The following is a 13,198-nucleotide window of genomic DNA, read 5'->3' on the forward strand; positions in this document are numbered from 1 at the left end:
AAAGTAATGACCATGAGGGTCAAGACAAATTTTTGGACGCTCATTGTAAGCGTCCTTTTTTTATTATTAGCAAGTGCTATTGGAGATTTTATAAAATCAACAACTATAGCAAAGGTAGCTAAAATTTATGGAGAAGATGCAAGAAGAAGGGCTTCTGCTCTAAATTCTTTAATGACTTCGTTGCAAGATGCAACTGAACAAGAGAAATTAATAAAAGTAAATGACTTTTTTAACTCTTTTAGATGGGTTGATGATATGCAACTTTGGCACAAAAAGGATTATTGGGCTACTAGAATGGAATTTATAGGAAAAGGTGCTGGTGACTGCGAAGACTACGTTATCGCAAAATATTTTACACTAAAGCAGCTAGGAATTCCAACTCAAAAATTATACTTTACATATGTTAAAGCCTTAAGATACAATCAAGCTCATATGGTTTTAGCATACTATGATACACCAAAATCTATTCCATTAATTTTAGATAACATAAATGGTAAAATAAAAATCGCAACTCAAAGAACAGACCTTGTTCCAGTTTATAGTTTTAATGGTGATTCGCTATACTTGGCAAAACAAGAAGGTCTTGGTCAAGCAATACCAGGTGGAAATAAAAAACAAAATCCTAAGTGGATGGAACTAATAGATAGGATAGGAAAAGAGGATTTATGACGCTATTTAAACAAATTATGATCGCCGTGATAACTTTTGGTATCATGATTTTTATGGCTGTTGGCTACTTAAATTTTAAGAGCCTAAATGGATATATTAATGACCAGCTTGGTGAAAACGCAAGACATACAGCAAATTCGCTTGGACTTGCTTTAAAGCCTATTATCGATCCAGACGATATGTCCTTGGCTCAAACAATGATAAATTCTATGTTTGACAGCGGCAGATACAAGCTTATCAAGCTTGAAGATGTTGATGGCAAGGTTCTTATTGAAAATTCTCAACAAACTGTTGTTAAAGATATTCCCGAGTGGTTTTACAAAATAGCCAAGTTCGAAGCGCCAATAGCAGATAGCGAGATTATGACTGGTTGGGCAAAATTTGGTACGCTTTATGTTCAAGGCAGCACCGCACTTGCCTACAATGAGCTTTATACTAACTCAAAAAATATTTTTAATTTTCTTCTTCTAATGGTAATTGTCACTCTCGTGGTGGCATATTTCGCTCTAAAAGCTATTTTTAGACCACTTATGAAGGTTCAAGATCAGGCTGAGGCCATACTTGATAATAAATTTATTATTCAGAAAAGAATTCCATTTACAGCTGATCTTAAAAAAATGGTTCTAGCTATGAACTCTATGGTTAGCAAGGTAAAAGACATCTTTGAGAGAGAGGCGGCCACACTTAGTAAGTATCAAGAGCTTTTATATAAAGATACAATGAGTGGTACTAATAACAGAAGATTTTTTCAAACTAAATTTAGCGAGTATCTAGCTAGTGAAGAATATTCAAGTGGTGTTGCTTTGCTTGTTAGTTTTAAAGATCTAATAAATTTAAAAAGTACGCTTGGCTTTGAAAAATGGCAAAGTGTTGTAATGAAAATAGCTCAAATTTTACAAGAAAAATCAATTCATAATGATAAAAATGCGATTGTTGCAAGACTTAACGATAATGATTTTATTGTGCTTTCGTATGGTAGAAATTCATCAAATTTCTTAGCTCTATGCGATGAAATTATGAACGAGTTTAAAAAGCTTTATGCAAATTTTGCACTAAATGATAGCGAGTATCCAGTAAATGCTGCGATAGTTGAGTATTTACCAAATACTGATATCAAGACACTTCTTACTTCAGCTGACGTTACATTGGCTAGCTCAAGACTTGCTGGTAGCTTTACATATAAGGTATTTAATGAAAATCAAAATACTTTAGTGATTGGTAAAGAGAAGTATAAAGAGCTTATTTTTGACTCAATAAAAGAAGATGAATTTAAATTCGCAGCTCAAAAGGTGATTGATCTTAATTCAAATTTTGAGCAGTATGAGCTTTATTTGAGGCTTGTTGATAAAGATGGTGTATGGCGTATGGCCTCATATTTCATGCCGATGGTAAATGAGCTAAATTTAGGTGCAATGCTTGATCTTCATATCTTAAATAGAGTAGCTAGAATTTTACCGGAGAATATCTTACCAAGTGGCAATTTAGCTATAAATTTGGGAAAAGAGATATTGAATTCAGATGAAAATTTTTCAAAACTCGAAGCTACGCTTAAAAAGATAAGTCAAATTTCTAAATATAAAAACTATATAGAAATTCCAAATAAAGACGATATTAGCATAGAAAGTATAGTTAAGCTTACTAAAAAATTAAAAGAACTTGGTTTTGGATTTGGTTTTGACCACTTCGAGCTTAATGCAAAAGGTATTGAGAAGCTAAAAGAATTTAACCCTGATTATGTAAAAATTCAGTCAAATGTCTTAATCGACTTCTTAAGTGATAAGTCAGGAGTAAATACAAAACAATCGCTTGATGTTGTTTTAAGCTCAAAAGACATTATTTTGATCGCAATCGGTGTTGAAGGCGAAGAACAGAAGAAAAAACTAATTGATCTTGGCATTAAAAATATGCAAGGAATTTATATAGATGAAATTAAGAACATTGGATGATATATGCATAGTGATAAGATAAAAGATGAACTGCTTCAATGTTTGGTTATTTTTACCAAGCTTCATAATAATCCATACAGTGCTGATGCTTTAACTATTGGCTTACCAGTAAAAGATGGCGATGAGATTGAGCTTTTTTCACTTAAAAGCTCAAGATCTTTATTTTCTCGTGCTGCTTCTCGTGCTGGTTTTGCTTCTACCCTTGTAAGAAAAGATCTTGAGCAAATCTCTCCTTTAGTTTTACCTTGCATTTTAATGCTTAGAGGCAAAAAAGCTTGCATCTTGCAATCTTTTAGTAAAGATAAAAAGACAGCAAATATCATAACACCAGAACTTTCAACTGGTACTAGCACGATAGAAATAAGTAAATTAAAAGAAGAATATTTAGGCTATGCATACTATCTAAAGCGCGAGTTTGTTCCAGAGGATACTAGCTCAACAAAGCTAATTGATGCGGGCAATGACCACTGGTTTTGGGGAACTCTAAAACGTTCAAAAAAGATTTATTTTGATGTTGTTCTTGCAAGTTTTATTATAAATTTATTTGTTCTTGCTAGTCCGCTTTTTACGATGAACGTATATGACCGTGTCGTGCCAAATAATGCGGTTGAGACACTTTGGGTCTTGGCACTTGGTGTAAGTGTAGTTTATGGCATAGATCTTTTTTTAAAATTTGTAAGATCATATTTTCTTGAGATTGCTGGCAAAAAGAGTGACATCATAATGAGCTCTATTTTATTTGAGCGTGTTATGGATATGAAATTTAGCAATAAACCAAAATCTGTTGGTTCATTCGCTAGTAATCTAAAAGAGTTTGATACGGTTAGAAATTTCTTCTCATCAGCCTCATTGGCAGCTATTGTCGATCTTCCATTTGCGATCATTTTCTTAGTAGTTACTTATTTTATAGGAAGCTATATTGTACTTGTGCCAATTGTTATTATGATGGCCATTTTATGTTACACATTTTTTATAAAAGATCCGCTTCAAAATGCCATTAAGAGTACATTTGAGGCTTCGGCTGTGAAGAATGGAATTTTGATAGAAAGTCTTAGCAGTCTTGAGACTATTAAAACCCTTGGTGCTAGCGGCCATGTGCAGTGGAACTGGGAAGAAGCGACCGGTGAGATAGCAAACAGAAGCATCAAATCAAAAATTATCACAACTTCGATAACGACTGTTACATCTTTTTTAGTGCAATTAAATACTATTGCCATCATCGTTCTTGGCGTCTATATGATACAAGATACGCATCTTACAATGGGTGGTCTTATCGCTGCGGTTATGCTTAGCTCTCGTGCTATCGCTCCTATGGGACAGGTAGCTTCACTTGCTGCAAATTTTGAGCAGACAAAAACAGCATATCAAAGTCTTAGTAAGATTATGCAAATGCCTGTTGAAAGGCCAGAAGGCAAAAAATTTGTTAGAAGAAATTCTTTTGATGGAAAGATTGAGTTTAAGAATGTAAGCTTTACATATCCAGATACCACAAAAGGTTCGCTTGATAGGATAAATTTTGTTATTCAGCCAGGTGAAAAAGTTGGCATTATAGGCAAAAATGGCTCTGGAAAAACTACTTTACAAAAGCTCATTTTAGGACTTTACTCACCAACTGAAGGCTCAGTACTAATAGATGGTATTGATATTAATCAAATCGATCCAGCCGATCTTAGGCGAAACATCGGCTACGTTCCGCAAGATGTTGTGCTTTTTAAAGGAACGGTTAGAGAAAATATTGTTCAAAAAGCACCATATGTTGATGATATTCAGATTATAAAAGCAGCTAAAGTAAGTGGAGTTGATGAATATGTAAATGCTCATCCGCTTGGATTTGACATGCCAGTCTTTGAAAGAGGCGATGGCATAAGTGGTGGGCAGCGTCAAAGCATAGCTGTGGCTAGGGCATTTTTGCTAGATAGTCCTATTATTTTGCTTGATGAGCCAACAAATTCTCTTGATAATACAGTTGAAAATAAGTTAAAAATAAATTTAAAGACAAATACAGCAAATAAAACGATGCTGCTTGTTACACATAGGACGTCGATGCTAGATCTTGTTGATAGACTTATAGTTATGGATAATGGCAAAATTTTATTGGACGGATCAAGAGATGAAGTTTTAGCAAGACTTAGTGGGAAGTGATCATGCAAGAAGATATCAAGAATAAACAAAATGAAAATCCAAAAACTGAAAAAAGATTAATTTCTGAAAATAACATAAAAGAACAAGAGGAAGCTAGTAATAAAATTTTAAATAGTGTAGATGACATAAAGTCTAATCTTCAAACAAAAAATTATGATGCTTATGATTTGAAATTTATGTCAAGCCTTTCAGAAGCGGTTTTGGCAAAGGCTCCATCTACATCTAAAAAGATACTCTATACAGTTGCTATAACTATGTTTTGGCTTCTTGTTTGGGCCTCTTGGGCACAAATAGATGAGATCACAAGAGGCAGTGGTAAAATCATCCCATCTGGAAAAAACCAAGCGATACAAAATCTTGAAGGTGGTATAGTCGATCAAATTTTTGTAAAAGAGGGTGACGAAGTTAAGAAAGATCAAATTTTAATAAGGCTAGATAATAAAAATTTTACGAGTAGTTATGGTGAGTCAAAACTAAGACTTGATGAACTTCAAGCAAAATTTATGAGACTTGATGCTGAGGCGAATGATAAAGAATTTGACTATGACGAAGCTAGAGATGCGAATAATAGTAAAGCCATAAGATATGAGCTAAGTTTGCATAATTCAAATATCGATCACTTAAATGAACAGATAGGAATTTTAACAGAGCAAATTCATCAACGCCAGAGTGAGTTGGTCGAACTAAAAAATAAAATTTCTCAAACTCAAAATAGCTACAACCTTGTTCTAAAAGAAAAGGCCATTATGGAGCCAATCTTTAAAAAAGGTCTTGTTAGCGAGGTTGAATACATCCAGCTTCAAAGACGCGTAAATGATCTAAGAGGTGAGCTCGATGCTGCCGTTCTTGCCGTACCAAGAGTTGAATCAACTATAAAAGAAGCGAAAAATAAGATCGAAGAAGCAAAACTCGCATTTAAAAACAATGCAAAAAAAGAGCTAAATGAAGTTTCAGCAGAGATCGCAAGGATAAATGAATCACAAATCAGCCTAAGTGATAGAGTGGAAAGAACATATGTAAGATCTCCAGTAAATGGTATTGTCAGCAAAATGATGGTTCATACAGTATCAGGAGTTATCAAGCCTGGTGAAAATATTGCTGAGATCGTTCCTCTTGAAGATAAACTGGTTGCTGAAGTAAAAGTAAAACCAGCTGATGTTGCATTTTTGAGGCCTGGGCTTGATACGATGGTTAAATTTACGGCTTATGATTTTAGTATTTACGGTGGCCTAAAAGGTAAAGTAACGCAGATTAGTGCTGATACGGAGACTAATGAAAAAACTGGCGAGAGCTATTATTTGGTCAGGATAGAAACTGAGAAAAATTATCTTGGTAGCGAAGAAAAACCGCTTAGAATAAAAGTTGGTATGATAGTCTCAGCTGATATCATTACCGGTAAAAAGACAATACTTGATTATTTATTAAAACCTATTTTAAAGGCAAAACAAAATGCCTTAACGGAGAGGTAATGGGCAAGATCGCTTTTTATGATAAGAAATTTGGTGAATATGAGATCGAAAAATTTCAAGATTTACAAAATTTCTATCTCATAAAAGATGATCATTGCTGCGATATAGTTAATGATGAAATTGAACGATTTAAATTTAGTGATTGTGAAATAGAATTTTTACAATTAGTAGATGTTGCTAGTAGACATAAAAAACTATTTGGAAATATAAAAATTTACGATGATATAGTAAGAAGTATTAAAATTTTAATAAAAGGCTATGACCAGAGTTTGGATAAATTTGACTTTGATTCCGGAATTTTAAATTTAAACACTCCTTATAAATATGCTATATCACAAGATTTTTTTGAAATGACTATTTTTTTAGAAGAAAAATCCTCAGTAGTTACTAAATTTTTTTCATCAATAGATTACAAGATACGCAAAAACGGCGAAAGTCGTCACGTAGAATTTTTTATAAATAATAAAAAAATTTATGAAAGAATCATATAAATAATCCAAGGAAAGGTAATGCAAGTTATTTTATTTACACAAAATAGTGCATTAAACAATATTTGGAGAAGCTATTTTACTGGCAATAGCGATGTGAAATTTATACATAATAGAAAAGAGTTTTTTTCTCATATAAATGATGATGTTGATATTATAGGCATTGATATTGATGTTTTTAAAGATAATATTGATGATGTTATAAAAAATATAATTGGAAATTCCCCAAATATAAAAATACTCATACTCTCAAATAGACCAACGATAAACGAAGGCAAGCATCTGCTTACACTTGGAATCAAAGGCTATGCAAATTCACACATGAGAAAGACTCACTTTGAAGATGCTTTTGAAGCTATTTTTAATGGAAATATATGGCTTTACCAAGAATTTGTTCAGGCAATGATTAGTGAGCTAACCGGCTCATATATTAATAGTGAAAGTGAAAAGGTAGACAAAAAGACCGACCTCTCTGAACTTAGTTCAAGGGAAAGAGAAATTGCAGATTTAATCTATCATGGTCTAACAAATAATGAAATTTCAGAAAAAACAGGTATTACACTAAGGACGGTCAAAGCGCATACAAGCTCGATTTATAGTAAGCTAAATGTAAAAGATAGAATAGGGCTTGTGCTTTTAATGAAGCAGCTTGACGCATAAAATCTTGATTTATTTTTGTGAGAAATTTAAGATCCTTCTCCAAAAACTATAAATTTTTTATACATGCACCCATAAGAAATATATACATAACTTTTACTAGCTGAAGAATACAATAAATATAAAATTTTTAAATAAAAAATGATTTGCTAAAATCTTAAATAAAAAATTCTAGCAAATTTATTAATAGCCGAGATAAGAAATCAGAAACTTTAGTCTTCCAAATCGATATCTACTTTTTCAACATTTGTTATGATGTCTTTTGTATTTTTTTCAATATCGTGTTTATTTTTTTCAATAAGTGATCTATTTTGTCCAATCAAATCCCTATTTTCTTTAATGCCATCACTATTTTGTTCAATTAATTTGCTAAGAGTTGATATTCTTTTCTCATAACGTATCATTAAAAAATAAATTACGTAAATTAGTAATAAAATTATCGCCCAAGGTAAAAATTGCATATTAAATCCTTATATATTTTTTGTAATTATAGAAATTTTAGCTTTTAAAAAAAATAAAACCATAAAAATTATACATATTTTATAAATACTTAATAATACATTACGGATTTAAATGTAATAAAAATTTGTATTCTTAAATGGCTATATTTTATGATTTTAATTTTTATGAAAATTTTTTAAATTTCCCTTGACTTTTACCTTGTTTTGATATATAATTGCCACTTCACAAAACAGGTGCTGGTGTAGCTCAGTTGGTAGAGCTACTGCCTTGTAAGCAGTGGGTCGGCGGTTCAAGTCCGTTCACCAGCTCCATTTTTTGTAACAGTGTTTGACCAGAAAATACCAAAATAGTTTATTAATGTTTAGGGTGAGATACTCAAGCGGCCAACGAGGGCAGACTGTAAATCTGCTGACTATGTCTTCCGTGGTTCGAATCCACGTCTCACCACCATTGTTATGCGGGAGTAGCTCAGTTGGCTAGAGCATCAGCCTTCCAAGCTGAGGGTCGCGGGTTCGAGCCCCGTTTCCCGCTCCAAAATTTGGGAAAATAAACTGGGAGCTGTATCTAGATTTTACTAAACACAGTTATTCCTTACTTTATTTTCAAAATTTTTAGTTGTTTGTATTATTTAATTGGAATCATCTCTGCCAAGCGTTTTTCGCTCATATGGCTCAGAGGTAGAGCACTTCCTTGGTAAGGAAGAGGTCGCGGGTTCAAGTCCCGCTATGAGCTCCACTGGTTAATATGATTTTATTATGATTATACAAATTTGGTAAGAAAAAAGACATATATCACATACGGAGGAAAAGATGGCTAAAGAAAAATTTTCACGTAACAAGCCGCACGTAAACATAGGTACTATTGGTCACGTAGATCATGGTAAAACTACATTAACAGCTGCAATATCTGCTGTTCTTTCACGCAAAGGACTTGCTGAGCTAAAAGATTATGATAATATTGATAATGCTCCAGAAGAAAAAGAGCGTGGTATTACAATTGCTACTTCACATATTGAGTACGAGACAGAGAAACGCCACTATGCCCACGTTGACTGCCCTGGTCACGCCGACTATGTAAAAAATATGATTACAGGTGCTGCGCAAATGGATGGAGCTATTCTGGTTGTTTCTGCAGCTGATGGCCCAATGCCACAAACTAGAGAGCATATTTTGTTATCACGCCAAGTTGGTGTTCCATACATTGTTGTTTTCATGAACAAAGCTGATATGGTTGATGATGCTGAGTTACTTGAATTGGTTGAAATGGAAATCCGCGAATTACTTAATGAGTATAATTTCCCAGGCGATGATACACCTATTGTTTCTGGTTCAGCACTTAAAGCCCTTGAAGAGGCAAAAGCTGGTCAAGATGGCGAATGGTCAGCAAAAATTATGGAATTAATGGATGCAGTTGATAGCTATATTCCAACTCCAGTTCGTGCAACAGATAAAGATCTTCTTATGCCAATCGAGGATGTTTTTTCGATTTCAGGTCGTGGTACAGTTGTAACTGGTAGAATCGAAAAAGGTGTTATAAAAGTTGGTGACACAATTGAGATTGTTGGTATTAAGCCAACTCAAACAACAACAGTTACTGGTGTTGAAATGTTTAGAAAAGAGATGGATCAAGGCGAAGCTGGTGATAATGTTGGCGTTCTTCTCCGTGGTACTAAGAAAGAGGATGTTGAGCGTGGTATGGTTCTTTGCAAGCCTAAATCAATTACCCCTCATACAAAATTTGAAGGCGAAGTCTATATCTTGACAAAAGAAGAAGGTGGTCGCCATACTCCTTTCTTTAATAACTATAGACCACAATTCTATGTAAGAACAACTGATGTTACTGGTTCAATTACGCTTCCAGAAGGAACAGAGATGGTTATGCCAGGTGATAATGTAAGAATTTCTGTTGAATTGATTGCTCCAGTAGCACTTGAGGAAGGCACTCGTTTTGCTATCCGTGAAGGTGGTAGGACTGTTGGTTCAGGTGTTGTTTCAAAAATACTTGGTTAATTTATAAAAATTTGTCAAAGGGAGAATATTCCCTTTGATATTTTGAAAAGGACTTATATGAGAATTAAAATTGGTTTAAAATGCTCTGAAAGTGGTGATATAAATTATACAACAACTAAAAATAGTAAAACTACTACAGATAAAGTTGAGCTTAAAAAGTATTGCCCAAGATTAAAAAAACATACTATACATAAAGAAGTTAAATTAAAAAGTTAATTAAGAAGCTATTAGGGCAATAGCTCCAACGGTAGAGCGCTGGATTCCAAATCCAATGGTTGGGGGTTCGAATCCCTCTTGCCCTGCCACGACTAAGGTTAAGGTTATGGAGAAAATTATAAATTATATTAAGCTTTCTAAATTGGAAATAATGAAGGTTATCTATCCTACAAAAGAACAAATTAGAAATGCTTTTTTTGCAGTTTTTATCGTAGTTGCTGTTGTATCACTTTTTTTAGCTCTTGTCGATGTTATTATGTCCTTTGTTCTATCTAAAGTTATATGATATAAGGAAAAGTAATGTCACATAAATGGTATGCTATACAGACTTACGCTGGAAGCGAAATGGCAGTAAAAAGAGGAATTGAAAATTTAGTAAAAGATCATGGAATAGAAGATCAACTAAAAGAAATTATAGTTCCTACAGAAGACGTAATAGAAATAAAAAATGGTAAGCAAAAAATCAACGAAAGAACTCTTTATCCAGGTTATGCTTTTGCATGCTTAGATCTTGATACGGCTCTTTGGCACAGGATTCAGTCTTTACCAAAAGTTGGACGTTTTATTGGTGAGGCCAAAAAACCTACGCCATTATCTGAAAAAGATATAAATACTATTTTGGAAAAAGTTCAAAAAAGGGCTGCACCAAAACCTAAGATATTTTTTGAGGAAGGTGAGAGTGTTCGTATAACAGAAGGTCCTTTTGCTAACTTTACAGGTATTGTGGAAGAATATGACATGATACATGGTAAACTTAGACTTAATGTTTCTATTTTTGGTAGAAGTACCCCTGTTGATATTTTGTATTCACAAGTTGAGAAGATAATTTAAGGAGCAAGAAATGGCTAAAAAAGTTATAGGTGAAATAAAATTACAAATTGCTGCAACAAAAGCAAATCCTAGTCCACCAGTTGGTCCAGCTCTTGGACAAAAAGGTGTTAATATTATGGAATTTTGTAAAGCCTTTAATGAAAGAACAAAAGACATGGTTGGATTTAATATTCCAGTTGTTATAACTGTTTATGCTGATAAAAGTTTTACATTTGTTACAAAACAGCCTCCTGCTACAGATCTTATTAAAAAGGCTGCAGGTATAACAAAAGGAACTGATAATCCTTTAAAAAATAAAGTAGGCAAACTAACAAAAGCTCAAGTTTTAGAAATAGTTGAGAAAAAACTTGTTGATTTAAATACAAATGATAAAGAGCAAGCAGCTAAAATTATTGCTGGTTCAGCTCGATCAATGGGTGTCGAAGTAATAGACTAAAACCTTTACCGTCAGGTTGATTAGCAAAAGACGGAAGCAATATATATGCGGAGAAATTTATGGGAAAAACTAGTAAGAGATTTCAAGAATTGCTCAAAAAAGTAGAGCAAGATAAAATTTATAACCTTAGTGAGGCTATTGATACAGTCAAAACTCTAGCTTCTGCTAAATTTAATGAAACAGTTGAGATTGCATTAAAATTAAATGTTGATCCAAGACATGCTGATCAAATGGTTCGTGGTTCAGTAGTTTTACCAGCTGGTACAGGTAAAACTGTAAGAGTTGCTGTTATTGCTAAAGATGCTAAAGCTGATGAGGCAAAAGCAGCTGGTGCTGATATTATTGGTGCAGATGATTTAGTCGAAGATATTCAAAAAGGCATAATGAATTTTGATGTTCTTATAGCTACTCCAAATTTAATGGGTCTTGTAGGTAAGGTCGGTAGAATTTTAGGACCAAAAGGATTAATGCCAAACCCAAAAACTGGCACAGTTACAATGGATGTTGCACAAGCTGTTAACAATGCAAAAAGCGGTCAAGTAAATTTCCGTGTTGATAAGCAAGGAAATATACATGCAGGTCTTGGTAAAGTTAATTTTACTAAAGAACAATTAAATGAAAATATTTCAACATTTATTAAAGCGATCAATAAACATAAGCCCGCAACCGCAAAGGGCAGATATGTTAAAAATGCTTCGTTGTCTTTGACAATGAGCCCATCTATAGCTCTTGATACTCAAGAAGTTATGGACTTAAAATAAAACTAAAAATTAAAATTTATATCTTAGATTGGAGATAGCCGAGGCCATTGGGCTTAATTGATTCGACCCGCTCTGCTTGAAATTACCGGTCGGAAAGGAGAAAAAGTGACACGTAACGAAAAAACTGAAGTTGTTGCAAAATTAGAGAGTGAATTTAAAACTGCTGAAGCTATTGTGGTTTGTGACTATCGTGGTCTTTCGGTCAAGAAGCTTGAAGTTTTAAGAAATTCTGCTAAAGAACAAAATGTAAAAGTTCAAGTTATTAAAAATACTCTTGCAAATATTGCTCTTAAAAATTCTGATAAAGTCGGAATGGAACTCAAAGATACAAATATCTATCTTTGGAGCGAAGATCAATTAGCAGTAACTAAAGTAGCTGCAAAATTTGAAGAGTCTAATGCTGATCTTTTCAAAATAAAAACAGCTTATATTGATGGCGAAGTTGCTAGCGTTGATAAAGTTAAAGCTCTATCTAAAATGCCTAGCCGTGATGAGCTTATTGCGATGCTTTTACAAGTTTGGAATGCGCCAATTCAAAATTTCACAATTGGTTTGAATGCGCTTAAAGAGAAAAAAGAACAATCAGCTTAATTTAAATTAAAAAATAATAAGGATTAAAAATGGCAATTACTAAAGAAGATGTATTAGAGTTTATATCTAATCTTTCTGTACTTGAGCTTAGTGAACTTGTAAAAGAGTTCGAAGAGAAATTTGGTGTTAGCGCAGCTCCTGTAATGGTAGCTGGTGGTGCTGTTGCAGCAGGCGGTGCAGCAGCTGCAGCAGAGGAAAAAACAGAATTTAACATTGTCTTGGTTGATTCTGGTGATAAGAAAATCAACGTTATTAAAGTTGTTAGAGCGCTTACTGGTCTTGGTCTTAAAGAAGCTAAAGACGCAGTTGAGGGAACACCATCTGTTCTTAAAGAAGGTGTTAGCAAAGATGAGGCTGAGGCAGCTAAAAAAGAGCTTGAAGAAGCTGGTGCTAAGGTTGAACTTAAATAATTTTTTATTATTTGAGCTTAATATTTCAAGAGAGGGCATAGGCTCTCTCTTTTTTAAATTTTAGATGCCTTGTTAAAAGGCTATACTTTTCTTTCAAAATCACCACGAGGT

15 protein-coding genes and 5 tRNA genes are annotated in these 13,198 nt (G+C 33.5%); 19 read left to right on the forward strand and 1 reads right to left on the reverse strand.

Annotation, left to right across the window (positions count from 1 at the left end):
- Positions 1-12 precede the first annotated feature (12 nt).
- The 6 genes from CVT05_RS08400 to CVT05_RS08425 are packed head-to-tail and all read left to right on the forward strand — an operon-like array spanning position 13 to position 7,374.
- Complete coding sequence (locus tag CVT05_RS08400) at positions 13-669, forward strand: transglutaminase-like cysteine peptidase (RefSeq protein WP_054196396.1); 657 nt, start codon at positions 13-15, stop codon at positions 667-669.
- Positions 666-2,615 (forward strand): LapD/MoxY N-terminal periplasmic domain-containing protein, encoded by a 1,950-nt coding sequence (locus CVT05_RS08405; RefSeq protein WP_107698468.1) that lies wholly within the window; start codon positions 666-668, stop codon positions 2,613-2,615. The genes CVT05_RS08400 and CVT05_RS08405 overlap by 4 nt, the downstream gene beginning before the upstream one ends.
- 3 nt (positions 2,616-2,618) lie before the next feature.
- Positions 2,619-4,757, forward strand: a complete 2,139-nt coding sequence (locus tag CVT05_RS08410) for a type I secretion system permease/ATPase (protein ID WP_107698469.1) — start codon at positions 2,619-2,621, stop codon at positions 4,755-4,757.
- Positions 4,758-4,759: 2 nt separating this feature from the next.
- The gene (locus tag CVT05_RS08415; protein ID WP_103648480.1) at positions 4,760-6,226 is read left to right on the forward strand and encodes an HlyD family type I secretion periplasmic adaptor subunit; all 1,467 of its coding nucleotides are present in this window, start codon (positions 4,760-4,762) and stop codon (positions 6,224-6,226) included.
- Positions 6,226-6,717 carry a DUF5416 family protein gene (locus CVT05_RS08420; protein WP_107698470.1) on the forward strand — a complete coding sequence of 164 codons (492 nt, stop codon included), beginning with the start codon at positions 6,226-6,228 and terminating at the stop codon, positions 6,715-6,717. The genes CVT05_RS08415 and CVT05_RS08420 overlap by 1 nt, the downstream gene beginning before the upstream one ends.
- 18 nt (positions 6,718-6,735) lie before the next feature.
- On the forward strand, positions 6,736-7,374 hold the full coding sequence (locus CVT05_RS08425; RefSeq protein ID WP_107698471.1) for a response regulator transcription factor: 639 nt from the start codon (positions 6,736-6,738) through the stop codon (positions 7,372-7,374).
- Between the two features lie 209 nt (positions 7,375-7,583).
- Here the strand turns inward: CVT05_RS08425 and CVT05_RS08430 are convergent, their stop codons facing one another.
- On the reverse strand, positions 7,584-7,832 hold the full coding sequence (locus CVT05_RS08430) for a hypothetical protein (RefSeq protein ID WP_021090800.1): 249 nt from the start codon (positions 7,830-7,832) through the stop codon (positions 7,584-7,586).
- A 236-nt stretch (positions 7,833-8,068) separates the two neighbouring features.
- Here CVT05_RS08430 and CVT05_RS08435 point away from each other — a divergent pair.
- The 13 genes from CVT05_RS08435 (at position 8,069) to rplL (ending at position 13,087) form a co-directional block, all read left to right on the forward strand.
- A tRNA-Thr gene (locus tag CVT05_RS08435) sits at positions 8,069-8,144 on the forward strand.
- 54 nt (positions 8,145-8,198) lie between these two features.
- Positions 8,199-8,283 (forward strand) — tRNA-Tyr (locus CVT05_RS08440).
- A gap of 7 nt (positions 8,284-8,290) precedes the next feature.
- Positions 8,291-8,367, forward strand: a tRNA-Gly gene (locus CVT05_RS08445).
- 126 nt (positions 8,368-8,493) lie between these two features.
- Positions 8,494-8,568 (forward strand) — tRNA-Thr (locus CVT05_RS08450).
- A 74-nt stretch (positions 8,569-8,642) separates the two neighbouring features.
- Positions 8,643-9,842 carry an elongation factor Tu gene (tuf, locus tag CVT05_RS08455; RefSeq protein WP_021090663.1) on the forward strand — a complete coding sequence of 400 codons (1,200 nt, stop codon included), beginning with the start codon at positions 8,643-8,645 and terminating at the stop codon, positions 9,840-9,842.
- Positions 9,843-9,899: 57 nt separating this feature from the next.
- On the forward strand, positions 9,900-10,058 hold the full coding sequence (rpmG, locus tag CVT05_RS08460) for a 50S ribosomal protein L33 (protein ID WP_035167196.1): 159 nt from the start codon (positions 9,900-9,902) through the stop codon (positions 10,056-10,058).
- A gap of 13 nt (positions 10,059-10,071) precedes the next feature.
- A tRNA-Trp gene (locus tag CVT05_RS08465) sits at positions 10,072-10,147 on the forward strand.
- Positions 10,148-10,164: 17 nt separating this feature from the next.
- Positions 10,165-10,344 (forward strand): preprotein translocase subunit SecE, encoded by a 180-nt coding sequence (gene secE, locus CVT05_RS08470; RefSeq protein WP_072594862.1) that lies wholly within the window; start codon positions 10,165-10,167, stop codon positions 10,342-10,344.
- A gap of 14 nt (positions 10,345-10,358) precedes the next feature.
- Positions 10,359-10,889, forward strand: coding sequence for a transcription termination/antitermination protein NusG (gene nusG, locus CVT05_RS08475; RefSeq protein ID WP_107698472.1), 531 nt, complete (start codon positions 10,359-10,361; stop codon positions 10,887-10,889).
- A gap of 10 nt (positions 10,890-10,899) precedes the next feature.
- Complete coding sequence (gene rplK / locus CVT05_RS08480; RefSeq protein ID WP_107698473.1) at positions 10,900-11,325, forward strand: 50S ribosomal protein L11; 426 nt, start codon at positions 10,900-10,902, stop codon at positions 11,323-11,325.
- Between the two features lie 59 nt (positions 11,326-11,384).
- Complete coding sequence (gene rplA / locus CVT05_RS08485; RefSeq protein ID WP_084108356.1) at positions 11,385-12,086, forward strand: 50S ribosomal protein L1; 702 nt, start codon at positions 11,385-11,387, stop codon at positions 12,084-12,086.
- Positions 12,087-12,191: 105 nt separating this feature from the next.
- The gene (rplJ, locus tag CVT05_RS08490) at positions 12,192-12,677 is read left to right on the forward strand and encodes a 50S ribosomal protein L10 (RefSeq protein WP_021090459.1); all 486 of its coding nucleotides are present in this window, start codon (positions 12,192-12,194) and stop codon (positions 12,675-12,677) included.
- A 29-nt stretch (positions 12,678-12,706) separates the two neighbouring features.
- Positions 12,707-13,087, forward strand: a complete 381-nt coding sequence (rplL, locus tag CVT05_RS08495; protein WP_021090592.1) for a 50S ribosomal protein L7/L12 — start codon at positions 12,707-12,709, stop codon at positions 13,085-13,087.
- Positions 13,088-13,198 lie beyond the last annotated feature (111 nt).

This window comes from Campylobacter concisus (assembly GCF_003049705.1).
GTDB lineage: Bacteria > Campylobacterota > Campylobacteria > Campylobacterales > Campylobacteraceae > Campylobacter_A > Campylobacter_A concisus_AR.